Raw genomic sequence first — 23,342 nt, 5'->3', positions numbered from 1 at the left:
GGTTAGAAGTGGAAGTGTGGTGACACATGGAGCGGACTAATACTAATCGCTCGAGGACTTATCCTAGAATAAGAGCTTCATCAGAGTGCAGCGAATGGTTTAGAGAAATGTGAGATTTGATATTGTATTCAATTTTGAGTTGACAAGTCTTGTCTGAGAGGACAGGACAGTTAATTCAATAGTTAAGTGACGATAGCCTAGGAGATACACCTGTACCCATGCCGAACACAGCAGTTAAGCCCTAGAACGCCGGAAGTAGTTGGGGGTTGCCCCCTGTGAGATATGGTAGTCGCTTAGCGAAGGGAGTTTAGCTCAGCTGGGAGAGCATCTGCCTTACAAGCAGAGGGTCAGCGGTTCGATCCCGTTAACTCCCATATTCAAGCGGGTGTAGTTTAGTGGTAAAACTACAGCCTTCCAAGCTGTTGTCGCGAGTTCGATTCTCGTCACCCGCTTTGAACGAAAGTTCATACCAAGTTTTTTGAACTTGGGCGCGTAGCTCAGGTGGTTAGAGCGCACGCCTGATAAGCGTGAGGTCGGTGGTTCGAGTCCACTCGTGCCCATTTTAATAATATTATGGTCCGTTGGTCAAGGGGTTAAGACACCGCCTTTTCACGGCGGTAACACGGGTTCGAATCCCGTACGGACTATATATTCGGAGGATTACCCAAGTCCGGCTGAAGGGAACGGTCTTGAAAACCGTCAGGCGTGTAAAAGCGTGCGTGGGTTCGAATCCCACATCCTCCTTAGGGACGAATAGTATTGACGCGGGATGGAGCAGCTAGGTAGCTCGTCGGGCTCATAACCCGAAGGTCGTAGGTTCAAATCCTGCTCCCGCAATAATTGGCTCGGTAGCTCAGTTGGTAGAGCAATGGATTGAAGCTCCATGTGTCGGCGGTTCGATTCCGTCTCGCGCCATAATTTTATAATCGGAAGGGTAGCGAAGAGGCTAAACGCGGCGGACTGTAAATCCGCTCCTTCGGGTTCGGGGGTTCGAATCCCTCCCCTTCCATAACCTTTACGGGCATAGTTTAAAGGTAGAACTAAGGTCTCCAAAACCTTCAGTGTGGGTTCAATTCCTACTGCCCGTGTTTAAATATGGCGGGTGTGGTGAAGTGGTTAACACACCAGATTGTGGCTCTGGCATGCGTGGGTTCGATCCCCATCACTCGCCTATTTATTATTATTGGGGTATCGCCAAGCGGTAAGGCAAGGGACTTTGACTCCCTCATGCGTTGGTTCGAATCCAGCTACCCCAGTTAAAAACTTGAGCCGGCGTGGCGGAATTGGCAGACGCGCTGGACTCAAAATCCAGTGTCCTCACGGACGTGCCGGTTCGACCCCGGCCGCCGGTATAGCTTAAGTTTAGCGAAGCATTTTAGCTTCGTTTTTTTTGTTTTTTCTTTAATATTTATTTGCAAGCTAAACGGAAGGTTGTTTTGTGATTTTGCTTGTAAATTTATACTCAAATAGTGTAATAGATATGGAAGAATTTTATAATTAAATGCCTTTTAAGATCTAGAATGCTAATATGAGTCAGCTCGGTTTGTCCCTTTTTATTCTCTGATTGAGTTTTATTTAGGGCTTAAGAATCTAATTGTATGATTAAATATTTTTTGTGAAAAGCATCTTACTTTTACTGAAAATTCTTGACTCTTTTCTTTTTTGTGGTATAATTAACCAGTAAAGCTTTAACCGGTTAAGAGAAGGAGGGAAGAAATGACTCATTTAGCGCAGAAGATCGATCAATTTTTAAATGAAGTTATTTTGAAAGCAGAAAATCAGCATGAGATTCTGATAGGTTCTTGCACGAGTGATGTGCCTTTAACCAATACGCAGGAGCATATTTTGATGCTTTTGTCTGAGGAATCTTTGACAAATTCTGATTTGGCAAAAAAACTGAATGTGAGTCAAGCTGCTGTCACCAAGGCTGTGAAATCTTTGGTAAGGCAAGAGATGCTACAAGCTTTTAAAGATAAGAGAGATGCACGGGTTACCTTTTATCGTTTGACTGACTTAGCTCAGCCGATTGCAAAGGAACATCAGCATCATCACGTACATACTTTGGAGACGTATCAAAAATTGGCAGAGCAGTTCTCTGCTAGTGAACGGGCAACAATTGCGAAGTTCTTGGAAGCCTTAGTGGGAGAGATCGGCAAATGAGATATATCACAGTTGATAATCTTTCCTTTTACTATGACAAGGAGCCCGTGCTTGAGCATATTCATTATTTTCTAGACAGTGGTGAGTTTGTAACTTTGACGGGGGAAAATGGAGCTGCTAAGACGACGCTTATCAAGGCTAGTTTGGGTATTTTGCAGCCCAAGCATGGGGAAGTGAAGATTGCCAAGACCAATGTGCGAGGCAAGAAATTGCGGATTGCTTACCTACCTCAGCAAATTGCTAGTTTTAATGCTGGTTTTCCTAGTACGGTATATGAGTTTGTCAAGTCGGGACGTTATCCGCGCAAGGGTTGGTTTCGTCGTTTGAACGAGCATGATGAGGAGCATATCAAGGCAAGTCTGGAGTCGGTTGGAATGTGGGAACATCGAGATAAGCGAATTGGTTCTCTCTCTGGCGGGCAAAAGCAGAGGGCTGTAATTGCTCGGATGTTTGCTTCGGATCCGGATATTTTTGTCCTAGATGAGCCGACAACAGGAATGGATGCAGGCAGCAAGGATGAATTTTACAAGCTCATGCACCATAGTGCTCATCAGCATGGGAAAGCTGTCTTGATGATTACACACGATCCGGAAGAAGTTCGTAAATATGCTGACCGCAATATTCATCTGGTCCGTAATCAGGACTCACCTTGGCGCTGTTTCAATGTGCATGAAAGCGATAATGGACAGGAGGTGAGCCATGCTTAATCTATTTTCCTATGATTTTATGCAACGAGCCTTTTTGGCCGTTATTGCCATGAGCCTCTTCTCACCGATTCTAGGGACCTTCCTGATTTTACGGCGGCAGAGTCTTATGAGTGACACGCTCAGTCACGTTTCATTGGCAGGTGTAGCTTTTGGTTTGGTTCTTGGACTATCGCCCACTCTCACAACTGTGCTTGTCGTCATTGTCGCAGCAGTCTTTTTAGAGTACCTGAGAACTATCTATAAGAATTTCATGGAAATCGGGACAGCCATTCTTATGTCAACCGGCTTAGCTATTTCCTTGATTGTTATGAGTAAGGGTAAGAGTTCTAGCTCGATGAGTCTGGATCAGTATCTGTTTGGCTCCATTGTGACTATCAGTAGGGAGCAGGTGATTTCTCTCTTTGTTATTGCTGCTGTGGTGCTTGTCTTGACCTTCCTCTTTATTCGCCCCATGTACATCTTGACCTTTGATGAGGATACGGCCTTTGTCGATGGGCTGCCTGTGCAGACCATGTCCATTCTCTTTAATATCGTGACGGGTGTTGCCATTGCCCTCATGATTCCAGCTGCGGGAGCCTTGCTAGTTTCGACCATTATGGTCTTGCCGGCCAGTATTGCTCTGCGGATTGGGAAAAATTTCAAGTCGGTCATTTTGCTGGCAAATGCCATTGGTTTCTTTGGTATGATTGCTGGACTTTATATTTCTTACTATGCAGAGACGCCAGCTAGTGCTAGCATTACGATTATTTTCGTCAGCTTGTTCTTGCTGGTCAATCTGGTCAAAAAATTTATGAAGTAGGAGCATAAAATGAAAAAAATTAGCTTACTATTAGCAGGTTTACTGAGTATTTTCTTAGTAGCTTGTTCCAATCAAAAAAATGCAGATGGCAAGCTCAATATTGTCACAACTTTTTATCCGGTTTATGAGTTTACTAAGCAGGTGGCTGGAGATGAGGCCAATGTTGAACTTCTAATCGGGGCTGGTACAGAGCCGCATGATTATGAGCCTTCAGCTAAGGCAGTTGCGACGATTCAGGATGCAGATGCCTTTGTCTATGAAAATGAAAACATGGAGACTTGGGTTCCTGAACTATTAAAAACTTTGAAAAATAAGGAAGAAACGGTTATTAAAGCAACAGGAGATATGCTCTTGCTGCCTGGTGGTGAAGAGGAAGAAGAACACGATCATGGTGAAGAGGGACATCATCATGCCTATGATCCCCATGTTTGGCTATCTCCGAAGCGGGCTATTAAAATGGTGGAGCACATCCGTGATAGCCTGAGCAAGTCTTACCCTGACAAGAAAGCTGCTTTTGAGAAAAATGCAGCGGCTTATATCAAGAAGCTGGAAGCCTTAGACAAGGAATATGAAGATGGTTTGGCTAATGCCAAGCAAAAGAGCTTTGTCACTCAGCACGCAGCCTTTAATTATCTGGCATTGGACTATGGCTTGAAGCAGGTGCCAATTTCTGGCCTTTCACCAGATAGCGAGCCATCCGCTTCACGCTTGGCTGAATTGACCGAGTATATCAAGAAAAATAAAATCAAGTATATCTACTTTGAAGAGAATGCCTCTCAGGCTTTGGCTTCTACGTTGGCCAAGGAAACAGGAGTAGAACTTGATGTCTTGAATCCGCTGGAAAGCTTGACGGAAGAGCAGACCAAGGATGGGGCAGACTATATTTCTATCATGCAGGACAATCTAAAGGCTCTCAAGAAGACAACTGACCAAGAGGGAGCAGAGATTGCAGCCGAGAAGGAAGAAGACGATAAGACAGTCCAAAACGGCTACTTTGAAGACAGTGCTGTCAAGGACCGGACCTTGTCTGACTATGCTGGCGAGTGGCAGTCTGTTTACCCTTATCTGAAGGACGGGACCTTGGACCAAGTCTTTGACTACAAGGCTAAGCTGACTGGAAAAATGACTGCAGCTGAATACAAGGACTACTATGACAAGGGCTACAAAACGGATGTTTCCAATATCAATATCACAGACAAGACCATGGAATTTGTGGTAGATGGAAAATCTAAGAAATATACTTATAAATACGTTGGCAAGCACACTCTGACTTACCCTAAGGGAAATCGAGGGGTACGCTTCATGTTTGAAGCGACAGACGAGGATGCTGGTGAGTACAAGTATGTTCAGTTTAGCGATCACAACATTGCACCTACTAAGGCGGCTCATTTCCACATCTTCTATGGCGGCGAAAGCCAGGAAGCACTCTTTGACGAGCTGGAAAACTGGCCAACCTACTATCCAAGTAAATTGACAGGTCAAGAAATTGCCCAAGAGATGTTGGCGCATTAATATAAATAAAGTAAGAAGACGGGACTATCCCGCCTTCTTTTTTGTATATCAGGAAATGATGATAAAAATACTTGACAAATTACGATTACAAATGTAAACTAATAAAGAGTTAGATTACAAATGTAAATGATAAGGGAGTGTTAAACAATGGAACAGCAAAATATTAGCCAAGCAGAATGGCAAGTGATGCGTGTCCTATGGGCTTATCCACATAGTCGCAGTACAGAGATTATAGAGCGGTTGGAAGCCGATTTTTCTTGGAAACCGGCAACCATCAAGACCCTTTTGAATCGTCTGAAGACCAAAGAATTTATTGCCATGGAAAAAATCGAGGGCAAGTTTTACTACGATGCTCGAATTTTAGAAGCGGACCATCTGGAAAGTACATGGCAGGCGCTTTTTGACAATATCTGTAATACTAAACACGGAGATCTTTTAATTTCGATGATTGAGAGAAGTCAGTTCAGTCAAGGGGACTTGGAGCGGCTCAGCCAGGTCATTGATAAGAAAAGAGCGTCGGCACCATTGGAAATCAAATGCGACTGCCCACAAGGCCAGTGTCGTTGCGGGCACGGAAAGGAGGCACATTGATGAGCGAGAAGAAAGAATACAAGCTCTCAGGTATGACCTGCGCTGCCTGTGCTATGACGGTAGAGATGGCGGTCAAGGACTTGGAAACGGTCGAGGACGTCAGTGTCAATCTGGCGACAGAACGTCTCAGTTTGGTTCCTAAGGAGGGATTTGACAGCCAGCAAGTGCTGGATGCAGTAGCCGAGGCTGGTTATCAGGCGGAAGAAAAAGGAAAAGACCGACTGTCCCATGTAAGCGAAGAGGCTACAATGAAAGCGAAGGAATTGGAAAGGAAAAAGCAAGAATTACTGATTCTTTTACTTACGTCTCTGCCTTTACTTTATATCTCTATGGGAAGTATGATTGGTCTTCCCTTGCCTAGCTTTTTGGACCATATGGCGCATCCCTTGGTCTTCGTTCTGTCACAACTTCTTTTGACTCTGCCTGCTGTGTGGATTGGGCGCGGCTTCTATCAGAGAGGATTTCGCAATCTTATCAAGAGGCATCCTAATATGGATAGTTTGATTGCGGTGGGGACCGGTGCAGCATTTTTTTACAGCCTCTACTCGGTCGGTCAGGTTTTTCTAGGCTATCATGCCTTTGTTCATCAGCTCTATTTTGAGTCGGTTGCAGTGATTATTGCCTTGGTTCTTCTGGGGAAATATCTGGAAAGTTCAGCTAAAGGGAGAACGTCTCAGGCAATTCAGTCTCTGCTTGAGCTAGTGCCTAGTCAGGCGACAGTGATTCGTTATGGTGAAGCTGTGACCATTGATACGGAGGATATCCGAGTTGGGGACATTATCCGTATCAAGCCAGGGGAGCGTATGCCGGTAGACGGCCTTGTGACGGAAGGGCAGACCTTTGTGGATGAGTCCATGATGACTGGTGAAAGTGTCCCGATTGAAAAGAAGGTCGGCGATACCATTACCAGTGCAACAATCAATCAAAATGGTAGTATTGACTACCAAGCAACTAGAGTGGGTTCGGATACGACCTTAGCCCAGATTGTTAGATTGGTGGAGGAAGCGCAGGGGTCTAAGGCGCCAATAGCGGCTTTGGCCGATAAAATTTCGCTTTATTTTGTCCCAATCGTGCTGAGCTTGGCTGCTTTGTCTGCGCTGGGCTGGTATGTTCTAGCTGGTGAGAGCCTTGGCTTTTCTCTGTCAATCTTTATCGCAGTTCTGGTCATTGCCTGCCCTTGTGCGCTGGGATTAGCCACTCCGACAGCCATTATGGTTGGGACTGGTAAAGGGGCTGAAAATGGAATTCTGATTAAGTCTGGACAAGCTTTGGAAGCAGCTTATCAACTGGATACTATTGTTCTTGATAAGACGGGGACGATTACGGTTGGTAAGCCCAGTCTGACAGATCTGCTGCCCTTGAGTGATTTGAATCGGTCCGACTTGTTGCGGTTAATAGCCAGTGCTGAGCAGCATTCTGAGCATCCTTTGGCTCAGGCTATTTTGGCAGCAGCTGAAGAGGAGGAGCTTGGCTTACTGCCTGTCAATCATTTTGAGGCCATTGTTGGCCGAGGTTTGTCAGCTCGGGTTGAGAACAGACAGCTTCTGGTGGGAAATGAGTCTTTGATGAAAGAAAAGAACATTGACAGCAATGCTTTTCAAGAACAGTTGTTGGAGCTATCCCAAGAAGGGAAGACAGCCATGTTTGTCGCAGTAGATGGACAGTTGGCTGGTATTCTAGCGGTAGCAGATGAGATGAAATCTAGTAGCCTGTCGGCTGTGCAGGAGCTTCAGTCTATGGGGCTAGAAGTCATCATGCTGACAGGAGATCGTGAAGAAACAGCGACAGCTATTGCCCAGAAAGCTGGAATCCAAAAAGTCATCGCAGGTGTATTGCCAGATGGTAAGGTCGCTGCTATCAAGAACTTACAGGAAGCTGGAAAAAAACTAGCCATGGTCGGAGACGGTATCAATGATGCGCCGGCTCTGGTTCAGGCAGATGTGGGAATTGCCATCGGTTCAGGCGCTGATGTAGCTATTGAGTCGGCAGATGTAGTGCTCATGCATAGTGATTTGCAGGATGTAGTCAAGGCTATCAAGCTCAGTCAGGCAACCATCCGTAATATCAAGGAAAATCTCTTCTGGGCTTTTGCCTACAATACACTAGGCATCCCGATTGCTATGGGTCTACTGCATCTTTTCGGCGGTCCCTTGCTCAATCCTATGCTGGCTGGTCTGGCCATGAGCTTGAGCTCAGTGTCAGTAGTGGCCAATGCTCTGCGTCTAGGACGCTTTAAAATGAACTAAATATACGGAGGAATGAATCTATGAAACAAACAATTCAGTTAGAAAATTTATCTTGTCAAAATTGTGTCAAACACGTCACCCAGCACTTCCTGTCTATGGAGGGAGTGTCAGATGTGGTTGTGGACTTAGAACAGCAGACAGCCCAAGTCACGACTGATAAGCCTTACGGTGCATCTGATTATGAAGCAGCTCTGGCAAAAACAATCTACAGGGTTCTGGATGTGGCAGAAGCTGAATGAATAAAGTCAGTAGTTTTGCTCCTGCCTAGTTGCTAGAATTCTTCTTGTAAAAAGCGATAAAATAATCTATAATGTTACTAATCATATGATTTATCTTATTGTGAGAAAGAGGAGAAAAATGAAGAAAAAAGCTTTACCTTTTTTACTAGCAGGAGCTGCTTTATTTGCTATGACAGCTTGTTCAAAGGGCAGTGCTACGAATCAATCAGAGACGCCTGCTAGCAGTACGGGCTCGGTAACAAGTTCTGTGGAGCAGGCATCCAGTCAATCAACTGCAGCAGCATCTTCAGCTGCTAGCAGCGCTAGCTCAGAGAGTGCGAGCACAGAAAAAACCAAGGAAAAGAAGGAAACGATGGACATTTCAGCACTTGCAAATGGTAATTATGCTAGCGTTAAAGGAACCTGGCAGGATGCTTCTGGTAACCAGCTTGTTTTTGATGATAAGGGCTTGGTTTCAAGTGGTTATGAATTGTATGGAGCTTCTCTGACAGACTATGGCACTGCTGCTGGCGGTGTCTACGGCGGAGAAAGCGGTGGTTTTCTGATTGAGTTTCTTCCTAAGGGAGTTAAGGTCGCAGACAAGGAAAACTTTACAGACAACTCCGATGCTGGCCAAGACAGAATCTGGACAGGAGTTGGCCTGAATAGCTTTGACGAACAAGGCAGCTTCTATTATCGAGTAGATTAAACGAAGCTTGGTGCTTAATTTTATAGCTTATATGTTGACGAGAGCAGAAGACTATCTGCTCTCTTTTCTTTGGGAGAGTAAGAAATTTTACAGACAAAAAAAGCCTGCCTAAATTAGGTGGGCTTCATAATTTTGAGTTGAATTAGGATTCACTGTGAGGTGTTATAAACTGATCCATAGGGGTTGAAATCACATTCAGGAAGAGCTTGGCGAAATCCTCTGCTGGCATAGGATCTTCTTTGATAATCCAAATTTCAATGAGGGAGTTAATCCATCTAACAACAATTTCCGTAGCCATTTCTTTTGGAATTCCCAATTTTTTAGAGTCAATTTCTAAATTTTGCACGACCCACTGAGTGAAGAAGGTAGATAGATAGTCACTCCAGAAAGGATCGATAGCTGTAGTATAGAGCACCTTCATCCATTTCCTATGTTCATAAAGGGTAGGAATCATATGTTGGGCAAAGAAACAGAACGGATTTTCTCCATTTCCTTCTTCGTAGCTTTCATACAGGGGCAAAAACGGAGTCATAATTGTCTGGCGGATGTATTGGATAATGTCTTCAACATTACTAAAATGCTTTTTATAGATAGCCTGGCGCGATAGACCAGCTTGTTTTGCAATCTCTGAAAAAGTAAAATAAGACTTTTCAGGATTTTGCTCTGCCAGCTCAATTAAGGCATTAACGACTTTGTCTCGAGTATCTTGGGGCATAAGTACCTTCCTTCTTTTTTATTAAGTTCTTGCTGGTTTGTCTAAAAACAGAGCAAATTCCAACAAAATAGTTTACCGCTTGTCAACTAAAATGATAACACTTTATAGAGGAAATGTCCAATTATTTTTAAAATTTAATATAAAAATATTAAAAAACCAGTCTTCCCTTACAAGGACCGGTTCTGTCATTTCTCTGTTTTTCTTCTAGTTGGTTATGCGATAACAATTTTATTTGAAGGACCAGCTGGACTATCATAGGCAGCAAAGCTGGTTAGGGGTGAAGATACAAGGTTGAGAAATGTCTTAGAGAACTGCTTGCAAGGAACGGGGTCATCCTGAGTGATCCAATTCTCAATAAGAGAACTAATCCAGCCGGCCAGCAGTTGATTGGCCAGGTCTTCAGGAATACCTAATTTTTGGTGGTCAAGATTTAAATTCTGCTCGATCCAGTCCTTGTAACTGGCAGTAATAAAATCGCTCCACAAGGGATCGACAGAACTAGTATATAATATTTTAATGCGTTGGCGTTGCTCATAAATAGCGGGAAGAATCGTTTGAGCCAAAAAGGTGAAAGGATCTAAGCCCGCTTCAGCATTGTTGCTATTCCAGTTAGGAGCAAAGGCTTGCTTCACCATATCTTGGCGAATGTATTCGATAATTTCAGTAGTGTTATTAAAGTGTCGTTTGTAAATGGCTTGTCTTGACAAACCGGCTTCTTTAGCGATTTCTGTAAAGGTAAAACGCAGCCTGTCTGGCTGTTTATCTGCTAATTCAAAAAATGCATCCAAAATCCTATCTCGTGTATTAAGAGCCATAATTTTATCCCTCCTATACCATTTTACTTTTTCTGTCTGAAATAAGCTAGAAAATAGCCCAGAATTTTTACTAAAAAAGTTTACACATTGTTAAATGGAAAAATTTTAGTTTGATTTCTAGACATCGTGTCTATTTAAAAACTGGACAATTTTACAATTAATGTACATAAATCAAGCCGATAATTGTTTTATTTTAAAAGGTTAATATGATAAAATAATAAAAAATCTTATCAGAAGTCAAATAGAAAGTGTAGTTTAAAAATTACCAAATCTGAAAGATTTATGGGAGGTTTGACTGGACTTTTTATTAAGGGTTACTGATTAGGATAATAAAATATGTTCAGAGGAGAAAAAGATGAAAAGAACAGAAAAAGTTTTGCGATATTCTATTCGGAAGTCTGTTTTAGGTGTTGGGTCAGTCCTTATTTGTGCTCTGTTTTTGGGTCACAGTTTGGTGGCGGCGGATGAGGAACAGCCAGTGGCAAATGCAGTAGAGAACCCAGTTGTTGCATCGCCAGTAAATCAGGATTTGACAACGGTTAGGGAGGCGGCTAACAAGGAAGTAGGCACATTTCTGGCTGAGAAAGTGACAGATCTTGGGAATAATCCAAATTTGTCAGATGAGGAGCTTGCAGCAGCTAAGGACGAAGTCAATCAAACAGCTGCAAAGGCTCAGAATGAAATTGCCGCAGCTGAGGATAAAGAAAGGATTGATCAAGCTAAAGAAGATGGATTGGCAGACATCAACTCTATCAATCCAGTCGGCAAAGATTTACTTCTAGATGAAATCCAAAATGGGAAAGCAGAGTTTGACAAACTTGTAGATAGTAGCGATTTATTGCCTGAGGAGCAAAAGAAAAGCTTCCAAGAGTCTGTAAGGAAGAAGGCTGCAGAAGCAGAGGATGCAATTCAGAAATTAGATGTTAATGCAGCAACAGCAGAGCAGGCGGAAGTGATTCAAGAGCAGGCAGTAACCGAGGAAGATAAGTTTTTCAAATTTATAGCAAGTTCAACCGTAGATTTCACTCTGGCTGCCAAATTAGCTGACTTGGAAGCAAATCCTAATCTTTCAGAAGCAGAAAAGAAAGCAGTTAGAGGCGAGATAGAGCAGGTGGTGGAAGCAGCCAAGAAGGCTATTGAAGGAGCAGATTCTCAGGAAGTCTATGACCGGGAAAAAGAAACAGCTATAGCCCGCTTAGCCAAGATTCACCCTATTGGCAAAGAGCAGTTCTTAAAAGAAATTCAGGAAGAAAAAACAGCTACTATCGAGGCTGTTGAGAAGAGTCAAAGTCTTTCTGCTGAGGAAAAAGCTGCAGCGAAAAAGAAAATTGAAGATGCAGCAGCCATAGCTCAAAAAGCAATTGCAGCTTATAATGCCTGGGTTGAAAGTCCTGATGATGCTGAAAAAATTCAAGAACAGGTAGCGGCAGAAAAGCAAGGTTTGCTGAAAGTTACAACTGGACTGAAACTAGATCTTGCTCTGTCTGATAAGCTAGCAGACTTACGGAGCAACCCGAATCTGTCAGATGCAGAACGGGCTACAGCTAAAGCTGAAGCGGAAGCAACTCTAGCAGATGCGAAAAGAGCGCTTGAAAAGGCTGATACTGAAGAGGAACTAGAGAGAATTGAGGAAGCTGGAATTGCTAGCTTGGACACGATTCATCCAGTTGGCAAAGATTTGGTTTTAGATGAGCTTGAAGAAGAAGTCGACAAGCAGATTGAAGCAATTGAACATCATCAAAGACTTTCAGAACTCGATAAAAAGCAAGCTAAAGAAAAGATTCTAGCAGTATTAAAGACGGTGACAGATGCTATTGCGCAGCTAGATGATAGTGTAGACAGTGCTGAAAAAGCAGAGAAGCTGCAGGAACAGATTGCTGCTGAGCAGACAAAAGCTCTTGAAAATCTAGAAGCGATTGTCAAGAATGCTGCTAAAGCTGAGCCAGCTTCTTCTATTCCAAGTGATTCACCACAGGAAGCTAGGCAAGAATTTAGTGGAGGAGTTAGCGACTCTGAACCGGCAACAGCAACGGCGTCGGAATATGATTTGTCTAGCCATGAAGTTGGAACTCATCCCGATACAGCTCCGCAGTCTTCAGTACAACCAGAATTTAGTGGAAATTTAAATGATTCAGAAGCACCAACAGCAACACGGCCTGAATTTAGTGGAGGAGTCAGCGACTCTGAGCCAGCAACAGCAACGGCGTCGGAATATGATTTGTCTAGCCATGAAGTTGGAACTCATCCCGATACAGCTCCGCAGTCTTCAGTACAACCAGAATTCAGTGGAAATGTTAGTGATTCAGAAGCACCAACAGCAACACGACCTGAATTTAGTGGAGGCGTCAATGATTCAGAGCCAACTATGACAGAAAATAACACCTATGATGCTGGCGTTCAGCCATCAGTCAGGAGTGCACATCCGGACAGCGCTCCTCAGATGGCGGCTCTTCCGGAATTTACCGGCGGTGTCAATGCTACTGACGCAGCAGTAGCTGATGCTTTACCTGCTTACCAAGTAACTAGCGGTATTTTGCCAGCAGTTGATGGGGCCAAATCAGTACAAGAGCAGTCTTCATTAGCTAAGGTCACCCAGCCAGCTCAGCTTAAAAACATGGAAAGTAGGAGTGGTACGTCAGTTTTGCCGCATACGGGTCAAGCTTCTAATGCTCTTCTCACAGTTGCAGGAGTTATCAGCGCTTTAGGCGCAGCTGGATTGTCACTCCGTAGTAGAAAAAAAGAAGGATAAGTTTTAAAGGGGCCACTTGGTCTCTTTTTTTGATGGAAAAAATTTTCAAAAATTATGCAAACGTTTTACTAAAAGTGCTTGAAAAAGTCAAAAAAAAACGATATAATGGACAATGTGAAAGCGCTTTGCAAACGAGAGCTTAAAATAAAATATTTTTATTCAAAAGAAGGGGCTTATTATGGTCGAATTAAATCTGAAAAATATCTATAAAAAATATCCCAACAGCGACCACTATTCAGTGGAAGACTTCAATCTAGATATCAAGGACAAGGAATTTATCGTCTTTGTTGGTCCGTCTGGTTGCGGAAAATCAACTACGCTGCGTATGATTGCGGGTCTTGAGGACATCACAGAAGGAACTGCCTCTATTGACGGTACAGTGGTCAATGATGTGGCACCAAAAGACCGTGACATCGCCATGGTCTTCCAGAACTATGCCCTTTATCCGCACATGACTGTCTACGACAACATGGCTTTTGGTCTCAAGCTACGCAAGTACAGCAAGGAAGATATTGAAAAACGGGTCAATGAAGCAGCAGAAATTCTGGGCTTGAAGGAATTCTTGCAGCGTAAGCCAGCTGATTTATCTGGTGGTCAGCGTCAGCGGGTAGCTATGGGACGCGCAATCGTTCGAGATGCAAAGGTTTTCCTTATGGATGAGCCTCTGTCTAACTTGGATGCGAAGCTGCGTGTTTCTATGCGGGCGGAGATTGCCAAGATTCACCGCCGTATCGGTGCAACAACTATTTATGTTACCCATGACCAGACTGAAGCTATGACTCTGGCGGATCGTATCGTTATCATGTCAGCGACCAAGAATCCTGCTGGAACTGGAACGATTGGACGGGTGGAGCAGATTGGTACACCGCAGGAAGTCTACAACAACCCAGTTAATAAGTTTGTTGCCGGCTTCATTGGTAGCCCAGCTATGAACTTCATCCCAGTTAAGCTTGAAGGGAATGAGATTGTCGCAGAAGGTCTGCGCTTGACGGTACCTGAAGGAGCTCTCAAGGTTCTGCGGGAGAAAGGTTACGAGGGCAAGGAACTGATCTTCGGTATTCGTCCAGAGGATGTTAATGCGGAAGCTGCTTTCTTGGAAACTTTCCCGAATTCAGTTGTCCATGCTAAGATTTCTGTTTCAGAATTGCTGGGAGCAGAGTCCCACCTCTACTGCCAAGTGGGTTCTAGTGAGTTTGTAGCGCGTGTGGATTCACGGGATTACCTAGAAACTGGTGCAGGTATTGACCTAGGATTTGACCTCAATAAAGCGCACTTCTTTGATCCAGAGACAGAGAAGACAGTCTATTAATCAGTTGATAAACAAATAACGCAGACAGTCCTGTCTGCGTTTTTAAAATGGCTGTTATAACAGCGTTTTTTACTGAAAGGAGCTTAGATTTTTTCTTGTTTTAGTTTTCCGATAAGAATCTCGGCTGAAATGGTGGCATGTGTAAGCTGCTCCCAATTGATTAGATTTTTTTCAACATGAAAGAGTAAAGGAGTCATCTGCAGCAGGGCAGTTTTCTCCTCAGAATGCAGGGCATGAGTTGATTCTACGGTCTTTTTAGATAGGATGGTAAAGTGTTTCCGGAAATGCTGGATGATATGTTGATTAGAATAATCTTTCTTGTCCAGATATTGAGCAACTTTTTGACGAATTTCTTTCAGATGATTTTCTGTTGGGATGACTTTAATGATAAGTCCCTCTTTTTTCAATACTCTCTGAAATTCATGGTAATTAGCTGGTGAGAAGATGTCCAGCAAGACATCCATGCTTTGATCCTGAACGGGTAAGTGTGCCAAATCCCCGACGAACCATTTTACAGTCAGGCTCTGATCACTTTTTGCAGCTAACTGGATGGAATCTTTGGATAAATCAAAAGCGTAAATTTCTTTGTTGGGGAATTTTTCCTGAATTTTTCGAGCATAGTAGCCCTCTCCGCAAGCGACGTCTAGAATGGTCTGTTCTTCAGGCAGGGTCTGCAGCAGATCCTGCAACTCATCTAGGATATGCTGATAAAAGCCGGCTTCCAAGATGACTTTTCTATTTTGAAAGCTCGTTTTGTCATAGTCTCTAGCTTGTTTGACCTGGGGAGCTAGATTGACATAACCGAATTTGGCGATGTCGTAGGAATGGCGATTAAGACACTTGAGGCTGTTTTCTTCCATAGCTAAGCTTTGCTGGCAGAGTGGACAGACCAGAGCCGGAGCTTGGGCAAAGCGGGCAAGTTTTGGTTTCATAGTCGCTCTCTTTCTATTGTTTTTATATAGCTGAATGACTTCTTTTTGGTAAGACATAGAAAAATCCGATTCAGGTAATCGGATTTTTTATCTTTAGTAGGTCAGGACAAAGTATTTCTTTTTACCGCGGCGGATAACTGTCAGCTCGTCTTCCAGTTTATCTGAGTCGCTGAGGACATAGTCTAAATCTTGGATGCGCTCACCATTGAGGTAGATAGCGCCGTTTTGGACGTCTTCGCGGGCTTGACGTTTTGAGTTTACCACGCCGGCTGTCACAAGCAGTTCTACAATATTGAGGTTGTCTTCTACCTGGACCTGATAGTTAGGCACGCCGCGCAGACCTTGTTTGAGTTCCTTGACAGATAGGTTTTTAATATTTCCAGCAAAGAGCTGCTCAGTGATGTTGAGGGCTTCCTGGTAAGCTTCTTGACCGTGAACCAGACTGACCACTTCGCGAGCCAGAACTTTCTGCGCCAAGCGTTCGTGTGGTGCTGCTTCAAACTGCTGACGAATTTCTTCAATCTCATCCAAGGACAGGAAGGTGAAGATTTTCAGGAAGCGGATAGCATCTGCGTCCATGACATTCATCCAGAATTGATACATTTCATAAGGAGAAGTCTTGTCAGGATTGAGCCAGACAGCATTGCCTTCTGATTTACCAAATTTTTTGCCAGTAGCGTCGGTAATGAGCGGAACGGTTATTACATGGCCAGTCTTGTCAGCCTTGCGGCGCAGGAGCTCTGTACCTGCTGTCATATTCCCCCATTGGTCAGAACCACCGATTTGCAGGGTTACGCCGTGGTTTTGATTGAGGATATAAAAGTCATATCCTTGCATGATCTGGTAGGCGAATTCTGTATAGGAAATCCCTGTCTCAATCCGGCTCTTGACAGAATCTTTGCTCATCATGTAGTTGACAGTGAAGTATTTGCCGACATCGCGCAGAAAGTCGATAAAGCTGATGCTGCTGAACCAGTCATAGTTATTGACCATTTCGGCCTTATTATCACCTTTTTCAAAGTCCAGAAAACGAGAAAGCTGATTTTGGATAGATTTTACCCAGCCTTCCACGGTTTCCTTGGTTTGGAGACTGCGCTCAGCATCCTTAAAAGATGGATCACCAATCAATCCAGTTGCTCCTCCGACCAGAGCGTAGGGTTTGTGTCCGGCTAGTTGCAAGCGACGGCTGGTCAGAATGGCTACCAAGTGGCCAAGGTGCAGGCTGTCAGCGGTCGGATCGTATCCACTATAATAAGAGACTTGTCCTTCTTCTAAGGCCTTGCGTAAAGCTGCTTCATCAGTGGTTTGAAATACCAAGCCACGTTCTTTTAGCTCATCAAAAATGTGCATCATGTCTCTCCTATTCTAAAAGCCAAGAAATTGGCTTATCTATATTTTAAATTTATGTTACTCTATTGTATCATAAAGCTTTTAAATAGCAATGTTTCCTTGAAATAAATCATAGATATTTGGTATAATGGGAAGATAACAAGGAGAATCAAACTTGGAACAATTAATAGAGAAATTAAAAGAGTTCTGGGGAAAAGCCCAGCAGTTTATCAAAAAAATACATCTTCCAGAATGGAGCAAGAAGATTGGCAGTAGCAACAATGGCTGGTCTATCGGTGATGTTTTTGCTGTTTTCTTGCGGACTTTTAAGCTTCTGATGAATATGGCTTTTGTGTTTATCTTCTTCGGTGGCGTAATTGGTGCTGGGATCGGGATAGGCTATGCAGCTAGTCTATTCAGTAAGGTTGAAGTGCCCAAGCAAGAAGAGCTGGTCAAGCAGGTGAATAATATCTCTGGTATTTCTAAGCTTACCTATGCTGATGGCAGCTTGATTGCAGAAGTGGACAATGATTTGCTCCGCATCCCAGTTAAGAGTGACGCCATCTCTGAAAATGTAAAAAAAGCTGTTATCGCTACAGAGGATGAGAATTTTGAAACGCATAACGGAGTGGTGCCCAAGGCTGTGCTTAGGGCTACGCTCGGTTCTGTTGTCGGAGTTGGCTCGTCTAGCGGGGGGTCAACCATTACCCAGCAGTTGATCAAGCAGCAGGTGGTGGGCGATGCGCCGACCTTCAAGCGGAAAGCAGCGGAGATTGTTGATGCGCTGGCTTTGGAGCGCTACATGTCCAAGGATGATATTTTGACGACCTACTTGAACGTTTCGCCTTTTGGGCGCAATAATAAGGGGCAGAATATCGCCGGTGTGGAAGAAGCTGCTCAAGGAATTTTTGGTGTCTCTGCTAAGGATTTGACTGTGCCCCAGTCTGCTTTTATTGCCGGCTTGCCACAGAGCCCGATCGTTTATTCGCCTTATGCAGCCGATGGCAGTCTCAAAAGTGCAGGGGATATGGCTCTGGGCTTGGAACGTGCCAAGGATGTGCTCTATAATATGTATCGGACGGGTCATCTAAGCGAAAAAGAGTACAAGGAGTACAAGGACTACGACTTGACCAAGGATTTCAAGCCTTCTGAAAGTTCGGAAAAATCTTCGCATGGCTACCTTTATTACACAGCGGTCGAAGAAGCCCAGCAGACCATGTACGAGTACTTGATTCAGCGGGACAATGTTTCCCAGCAAGAGCTGAAAAACAATGATACTGTCAAGGCCTACAAGGAATTGGCTGCTAAAGAACTGAGCGATGGCGGCTATACTGTCACCACCACGATTAACAAGAACATCCACACTGCTATGCAAAATGCAGTAGCCAACTATGGCGGCGTCTTGGATGACGGAACTGGTGCAGTTGAAGTGGGAAATGTCCTCTTGGATAATAAAACTGGTGCTGTGATTGGCTTTGTCGGAGGCAGAGACTATGCTTCCAATCAGAACAATCACGCCTTTGATACGGAACGCTCGCCAGGTTCGACTATTAAGCCGATTCTGGCTTATGGGATTGCTATTGACCAAGGCCTGATGGGCAGCGCCAGCGTTCTTTCCAATTATCCGACTAACTTTTCAAGCGGCGATCCAATCATGCACGTGGACAGTCGTGGTACGGCCATGATGGATTTGCAAGAAGCTCTCAATACTTCTTGGAATATCCCAGCTTATTGGACTTACCGCGGATTACGCGAAAAAGGTGTCAATGTCCGTGGCTATATGGAAAAAATGGGCTATTACATCGATGACTACAGCATTGAGAGTCTGCCTATGGGCGGGGGAATTGAAGTATCTGTAGCTCAGCATACCAATGGTTTCCAAACCTTGGCTAATAATGGAACCTACCAGAAAAAATACATGGTTGAAAAAATCACAGACCGAGATGGCAAGGTGATTTACCAGCATAAGGCCAATCCTGTTCAGATTTACAGTCCAGCAGCTGCTACGATTATGCAGGAGCTCATGCGGGGCGTTATCAATTCTGGAGCTACTACGACCTATAAATCCAGAATCAGTCAGGTCAACGGAACCTTGGCTGGAGCCGACTGGATTGGTAAGACTGGAACGACCAACACCAACGGTGATATGTGGTTGATGCTTTCTACTCCTAAGATGACTTTGGGAGGCTGGATTGGTCATGATGATAATAGCTCTATGGCGGCGTTGACTGGTTATAACAATAATGCTTCCTACATGGCCTATATGGCAGATGCTATCTATCAGGCAGATCCAAATGCCTGGGGTGTTGGTGATAAGTTCACTCTTGATCCAAGTGTGATTAAGTCTGATGTGCTCAAGTCCACAGGGGAAAAGCCAGGTACAGTAACGGTAAACGGCCGCTCTGTTAATCTCAGTGGTCCGACAGTGCCTAGCTATTGGGCTAAAAATGGTGCTCCGACCACGACCTATCGCTTTGGTATTGGGGCATCAGATGCGGATTATCAGAAGGCTTGGTCAGCTATACTGGGCGGTTCTACCTCTAATTCTAATTCCAGCTCCAATTCCAACAATAACCGGCAGGGGAACTAGCGCATCAAGAACAGTTTTAACTTTTCAGAAAGCGGATGAAATCCTTGCAATTTCTAGCTAAATAAGGTATAATGATAACAATAATTTGTCGTGTGCTTTATTTGAAATATTGTCCAAATAGAAGCTTACAGCAGTTAAATCAAACTTGAATAAGTCAGATTTAGCTGCTCTTTTTGTGCCTATTTTTAGGAAAAACGAATTATGTAACCATAATTTAATTTTTCTGAAAATTAAACAAAAGGGACTGATTGTAGCTGTTTTGCAGCATTGTAAATGAAAGAGGATTTTCCTCTGAAAACATTTCACAGAACTCGCCCTCAAAGCGTTGAGAAAAAGATATGTCTTTTCTCGCTTTATCAAGGGCTTAGTATCTTATCATAAAGGAGTAAAAACTTGGCAGGACATGAAGTTCGATACGGTAAACACCGTACCCGTCGTAGTTTTTCAAGAATTAAGGAAGTTCTTGATTTACCAAATTTGATTGAAATCCAAACGGATTCGTTCCAAGATTTCTTGGATCATGGTCTGAAGGAAGTCTTTGAAGATGTACTTCCTATTTCAAACTTTACCGACACCATGGAATTGGAGTTTGTCGGCTATGAAATCCGTGAGCCTAAATATACGCTGGAAGAAGCACGTATTCACGATGCCAGCTACTCAGCGCCAATCTTTGTGACTTTCCGTCTGATTAACAAGGAAACTGGTGAAATCAAGACTCAGGAAGTCTTCTTTGGTGATTTCCCAATCATGACTGAAATGGGAACCTTCATCATCAATGGTGGTGAGCGGATTATCGTATCCCAGTTGGTGCGTTCTCCAGGGGTTTACTTTAACGATAAAGTTGACAAAAATGGGAAAGTTGGCTACGGTTCAACGGTTATTCCTAACCGCGGTGCTTGGTTAGAGTTGGAAACAGACTCAAAAGACATTGCCTACACTCGTATTGACCGGACACGGAAGATTCCATTTACCACTCTGGTGCGTGCGCTTGGTTTCTCAGGTGATGATGAGATCTTGGACATCTTTGGTGACAGCGACTTGGTGCGCAATACCATTGAAAAAGATATCCACAAGAACCCAATGGACTCTCGTACAGATGAAGCCCTGAAAGAAATCTATGAGCGTCTTCGTCCAGGCGAGCCTAAGACGGCTGAAAGTTCTCGTTCCCTTCTTGAAGCGCGTTTCTTTGATCCGCATCGCTATGACTTGGCAGCAGTTGGTCGTTACAAGATTAATAAGAAACTCAATGTCAAGACACGCTTGCTGAACCAAACCATTGCTGAGCCATTGGTAGATGCTGAAACAGGGGAAATCCTTGTTGAAGCTGGTACAGTTATGACCCGCAGTGTCATTGACAGCATTGCAGAGCAGTTGGACAATGGTTTGAACAAAATCACTTATATTCCAAACGACTCAGCTGTCTTGACAGATCCTGTAGAATTGCAGAAGTTCAAGGTAGTGGCTCCGACTGATCCAGACCGCGTTGTGACCATCATCGGTAACGCAAATCCATCTGACAAGGTTCGGATTGTGACACCAGCTGACATCTTAGCTGAGATGAGCTACTTCCTCAACTTGGCTGAAGGTATCGGTCGTGTGGACGATATTGACCACTTGGGGAACCGTCGTATTCGTGCAGTTGGCGAGCTTTTGGCCAACCAAGTCCGTCTGGGACTTTCTCGGATGGAGCGTAATGTTCGCGAACGGATGTCTGTTCAGGATAATGAAGTATTGACTCCACAGCAAATCATTAACATCCGTCCTGTGACTGCAGCCATTAAAGAATTCTTTGGTTCTTCTCAGTTGTCTCAGTTCATGGACCAACACAATCCGCTGTCTGAGCTCTCTCACAAGCGCCGTCTTTCTGCCTTAGGACCTGGTGGTTTGACACGTGACCGCGCTGGTTATGAAGTGCGGGACGTGCACTATACTCACTATGGCCGTATGTGTCCGATTGAAACGCCGGAAGGACCAAACATTGGTTTGATTAATAACTTGTCTTCTTATGGGCACCTTAACAAATACGGATTTATTCAAACGCCTTACCGTAAGGTAGACCGTGAAGTTGGTGTAGTAACCAACGAAATCGTTTGGCTGACCGCTGATGAGGAAGATGAATTTATCGTAGCGCAGGCCAACTCTAAGCTGAATGAAAAAGGCGGCTTTGCAGAGCCTATCGTTATGGGACGCCACCAAGGTAATAACCAAGAATTTCCATCAGACCAAGTAGACTACATGGATGTATCGCCTAAGCAGGTAGTTGCCGTAGCGACAGCATGTATTCCTTTCTTGGAAAATGATGACTCCAACCGTGCCCTCATGGGTGCCAACATGCAGCGTCAGGCTGTGCCTTTGATTGATCCAAAAGCACCTTATGTTGGTACTGGTATGGAATACCAGGCTGCCCACGACTCTGGTGCAGCGGTCATTGCCCAGCATGATGGTAAGGTTACCTATGCGGATGCAGACAAGGTTGAAGTCCGCCGTGAAGATGGTTCTCTTGATGTTTACCAAATTCAAAAATTCCGCCGTTCGAACTCAGGAACTGCTTACAACCAACGTACCTTGGTAAAAGTTGGCGATGTCGTTGAAAAAGGCGACTTTATCGCTGACGGACCTTCTATGGAAAATGGAGAAATGGCCCTGGGACAAAACCCAATCGTTGCCTACATGACATGGGAAGGTTACAACTTCGAGGATGCGGTTATCATGAGTGAGCGTCTGGTGAAAGACGATGTCTACACCTCTGTTCACTTGGAAGAATACGAATCAGAAACTCGCGACACCAAGCTTGGCCCAGAAGAAATTACCCGCGAAATTCCAAACGTAGGGGAAGATGCCCTACGCAATCTGGACGAAATGGGGATTATCCGCATTGGGGCAGAAGTCAAGGAAGGTGATATCCTAGTAGGTAAAGTTACCCCTAAGGGTGAAAAAGACCTTTCTGCTGAAGAACGCCTGCTTCATGCCATCTTTGGTGACAAGTCTCGTGAAGTCCGCGATACCTCTCTGCGTGTGCCACACGGTGCCGACGGAGTGGTTCGTGACGTGAAGATCTTTACCCGTGCTAATGGTGATGAACTGCAATCTGGCGTTAATATGCTGGTTCGCGTCTACATCGCTCAAAAACGTAAGATCAAGGTCGGAGATAAGATGGCCGGTCGTCACGGAAACAAGGGGGTTGTATCCCGTATCGTTCCTGTGGAAGACATGCCTTACTTGCCAGATGGAACACCAGTTGATATCATGTTGAACCCACTCGGGGTACCATCTCGTATGAACATTGGTCAGGTTATGGAGCTTCACCTTGGTATGGCAGCACGTAACTTGGGCATCCATATTGCAACACCAGTCTTTGATGGAGCAAGCTCAGAAGACCTCTGGGATACAGTCCGTGAAGCTGGTATGGATAGTGATGCCAAGACTATTCTTTATGACGGACGTACCGGTGAGCCGTTTGACAATCGTGTATCCGTCGGTGTCATGTACATGATCAAGCTCCACCACATGGTAGATGATAAACTCCATGCCCGCTCAGTAGGTCCTTACTCAATGGTTACCCAACAGCCGCTCGGAGGTAAAGCTCAGTTTGGTGGACAACGTTTTGGTGAGATGGAAGTTTGGGCCTTGGAAGCTTACGGTGCCTCTAACGTTCTGCAAGAAATCCTGACTTACAAGTCAGATGATGTCAATGGACGTTTGAAGGCTTATGAAGCTATTACCAAAGGGAAACCAATTCCAAAACCAGGTGTGCCAGAATCCTTCCGCGTTCTTGTCAAAGAGTTGCAATCTCTTGGTCTGGATATGCGCGTTCTCGATGAAGATGACAATGAAGTAGAACTGCGTGACCTAGACGAAGGTGAAGATGATGACGTGATTCACGTTGATGATCTTGAAAAAGCGCGTGAAAAGGCAGCTCAAGAAGCGAAAGCAGCTTTTGAGGCTGAAGGAAAAGAATAAG

General features: G+C 44.3%; 16 protein-coding genes, 12 tRNA genes and 1 rRNA gene. 25 read left to right on the top strand and 4 right to left on the bottom strand.

Annotation, left to right across the window (positions count from 1 at the left end; all coding sequences use genetic code 11):
- Positions 1-182: 182 nt before the first annotated feature.
- The 21 genes from rrf to K1I80_RS09280 all read left to right on the top strand — a co-directional run bounded on the left by rrf (position 183) and on the right by K1I80_RS09280 (position 8,942).
- Positions 183-298: ribosomal RNA gene (rrf, locus tag K1I80_RS09380) — 5S ribosomal RNA — on the top strand.
- Between the two features lie 3 nt (positions 299-301).
- Positions 302-374 (top strand) — tRNA-Val (locus K1I80_RS09375).
- A 7-nt stretch (positions 375-381) separates the two neighbouring features.
- Positions 382-452 (top strand) — tRNA-Gly (locus tag K1I80_RS09370).
- 34 nt (positions 453-486) lie between these two features.
- Positions 487-560: transfer RNA gene (locus tag K1I80_RS09365), tRNA-Ile, on the top strand.
- A gap of 15 nt (positions 561-575) precedes the next feature.
- Positions 576-647, top strand: a tRNA-Glu gene (locus tag K1I80_RS09360).
- Positions 648-654: 7 nt separating this feature from the next.
- Positions 655-744 (top strand) — tRNA-Ser (locus K1I80_RS09355).
- A 19-nt stretch (positions 745-763) separates the two neighbouring features.
- A tRNA-Met gene (locus K1I80_RS09350) sits at positions 764-837 on the top strand.
- A 5-nt stretch (positions 838-842) separates the two neighbouring features.
- Positions 843-915: transfer RNA gene (locus tag K1I80_RS09345), tRNA-Phe, on the top strand.
- Between the two features lie 13 nt (positions 916-928).
- Positions 929-1,009 (top strand) — tRNA-Tyr (locus K1I80_RS09340).
- A gap of 8 nt (positions 1,010-1,017) precedes the next feature.
- Positions 1,018-1,088, top strand: a tRNA-Trp gene (locus K1I80_RS09335).
- A 10-nt stretch (positions 1,089-1,098) separates the two neighbouring features.
- Positions 1,099-1,171, top strand: a tRNA-His gene (locus tag K1I80_RS09330).
- A 13-nt stretch (positions 1,172-1,184) separates the two neighbouring features.
- A tRNA-Gln gene (locus K1I80_RS09325) sits at positions 1,185-1,256 on the top strand.
- A gap of 12 nt (positions 1,257-1,268) precedes the next feature.
- Positions 1,269-1,352 (top strand) — tRNA-Leu (locus K1I80_RS09320).
- Positions 1,353-1,716: 364 nt separating this feature from the next.
- The gene (locus K1I80_RS09315) at positions 1,717-2,160 is read left to right on the top strand and encodes a zinc-dependent MarR family transcriptional regulator (RefSeq protein WP_223313669.1); all 444 of its coding nucleotides are present in this window, start codon (positions 1,717-1,719) and stop codon (positions 2,158-2,160) included.
- Positions 2,157-2,867: a metal ABC transporter ATP-binding protein gene (locus K1I80_RS09310; RefSeq protein WP_223313668.1), complete on the top strand. Its 711-nt coding sequence runs from the start codon at positions 2,157-2,159 to the stop codon at positions 2,865-2,867. The genes K1I80_RS09315 and K1I80_RS09310 overlap by 4 nt, the downstream gene beginning before the upstream one ends.
- Positions 2,860-3,666 (top strand): metal ABC transporter permease, encoded by an 807-nt coding sequence (locus K1I80_RS09305; protein ID WP_223311971.1) that lies wholly within the window; start codon positions 2,860-2,862, stop codon positions 3,664-3,666. Before K1I80_RS09310 ends, K1I80_RS09305 begins: the two co-directional genes overlap by 8 nt.
- A gap of 9 nt (positions 3,667-3,675) precedes the next feature.
- A complete protein-coding gene (locus K1I80_RS09300) occupies positions 3,676-5,178 on the top strand; it encodes a zinc ABC transporter substrate-binding protein AdcA (protein WP_223311970.1) in 1,503 nt (500 codons plus the stop codon).
- Between the two features lie 147 nt (positions 5,179-5,325).
- On the top strand, positions 5,326-5,769 hold the full coding sequence (locus tag K1I80_RS09295; RefSeq protein ID WP_125434548.1) for a CopY/TcrY family copper transport repressor: 444 nt from the start codon (positions 5,326-5,328) through the stop codon (positions 5,767-5,769).
- Positions 5,769-8,015 carry a heavy metal translocating P-type ATPase gene (locus K1I80_RS09290; protein WP_125434546.1) on the top strand — a complete coding sequence of 749 codons (2,247 nt, stop codon included), beginning with the start codon at positions 5,769-5,771 and terminating at the stop codon, positions 8,013-8,015. Before K1I80_RS09295 ends, K1I80_RS09290 begins: the two co-directional genes overlap by 1 nt.
- A 20-nt stretch (positions 8,016-8,035) precedes the next feature.
- Positions 8,036-8,254 carry a heavy-metal-associated domain-containing protein gene (locus tag K1I80_RS09285; RefSeq protein WP_125351726.1) on the top strand — a complete coding sequence of 73 codons (219 nt, stop codon included), beginning with the start codon at positions 8,036-8,038 and terminating at the stop codon, positions 8,252-8,254.
- Between the two features lie 85 nt (positions 8,255-8,339).
- A complete protein-coding gene (locus K1I80_RS09280) occupies positions 8,340-8,942 on the top strand; it encodes a DUF6287 domain-containing protein (protein ID WP_223313667.1) in 603 nt (200 codons plus the stop codon).
- Positions 8,943-9,084: 142 nt separating this feature from the next.
- On the opposite strand, the gene K1I80_RS09275 is transcribed toward K1I80_RS09280, so the two are convergent.
- Positions 9,085-9,657: a TetR/AcrR family transcriptional regulator gene (locus tag K1I80_RS09275; RefSeq protein ID WP_002896832.1), complete on the bottom strand. Its 573-nt coding sequence runs from the start codon at positions 9,655-9,657 to the stop codon at positions 9,085-9,087.
- A 212-nt stretch (positions 9,658-9,869) separates the two neighbouring features.
- Positions 9,870-10,472, bottom strand: coding sequence for a TetR/AcrR family transcriptional regulator (locus tag K1I80_RS09270; RefSeq protein WP_223313666.1), 603 nt, complete (start codon positions 10,470-10,472; stop codon positions 9,870-9,872).
- 355 nt (positions 10,473-10,827) lie between these two features.
- On the opposite strand from K1I80_RS09270, the gene K1I80_RS09265 reads away from it, so the two are divergent.
- Together K1I80_RS09265 and K1I80_RS09260 are read left to right on the top strand one after the other, a co-directional pair.
- Positions 10,828-13,221, top strand: coding sequence for an SIALI-17 repeat-containing surface protein (locus K1I80_RS09265; protein WP_223313665.1), 2,394 nt, complete (start codon positions 10,828-10,830; stop codon positions 13,219-13,221).
- A gap of 178 nt (positions 13,222-13,399) precedes the next feature.
- Positions 13,400-14,530, top strand: coding sequence for an ABC transporter ATP-binding protein (locus K1I80_RS09260; protein ID WP_111676967.1), 1,131 nt, complete (start codon positions 13,400-13,402; stop codon positions 14,528-14,530).
- A gap of 83 nt (positions 14,531-14,613) precedes the next feature.
- Here the strand turns inward: K1I80_RS09260 and K1I80_RS09255 are convergent, their stop codons facing one another.
- Both K1I80_RS09255 and tyrS read right to left on the bottom strand, forming a co-directional pair.
- Positions 14,614-15,462, bottom strand: coding sequence for a putative RNA methyltransferase (locus K1I80_RS09255; RefSeq protein ID WP_223313664.1), 849 nt, complete (start codon positions 15,460-15,462; stop codon positions 14,614-14,616).
- Positions 15,463-15,555: 93 nt separating this feature from the next.
- The gene (gene tyrS / locus K1I80_RS09250; RefSeq protein ID WP_223313672.1) at positions 15,556-16,812 is read right to left on the bottom strand and encodes a tyrosine--tRNA ligase; all 1,257 of its coding nucleotides are present in this window, start codon (positions 16,810-16,812) and stop codon (positions 15,556-15,558) included.
- A 154-nt stretch (positions 16,813-16,966) separates the two neighbouring features.
- Here tyrS and pbp1b point away from each other — a divergent pair, with 154 nt between their 5' ends.
- Both pbp1b and rpoB read left to right on the top strand, forming a co-directional pair.
- On the top strand, positions 16,967-19,381 hold the full coding sequence (gene pbp1b / locus K1I80_RS09245; protein WP_223313663.1) for a penicillin-binding protein PBP1B: 2,415 nt from the start codon (positions 16,967-16,969) through the stop codon (positions 19,379-19,381).
- A gap of 393 nt (positions 19,382-19,774) precedes the next feature.
- Positions 19,775-23,341 carry a DNA-directed RNA polymerase subunit beta gene (gene rpoB, locus K1I80_RS09240; protein WP_223313662.1) on the top strand — a complete coding sequence of 1,189 codons (3,567 nt, stop codon included), beginning with the start codon at positions 19,775-19,777 and terminating at the stop codon, positions 23,339-23,341.
- Position 23,342: the final 1 nt, after the last annotated feature.

Source organism: Streptococcus sanguinis (assembly GCF_019929225.1).
Taxonomy (GTDB): Bacteria; Bacillota; Bacilli; order Lactobacillales; family Streptococcaceae; genus Streptococcus; species Streptococcus sanguinis_J.
The sequence above is the reverse complement of the archived record's forward strand: the minus strand, read 5'-3'. Positions and strand labels throughout refer to the sequence as shown.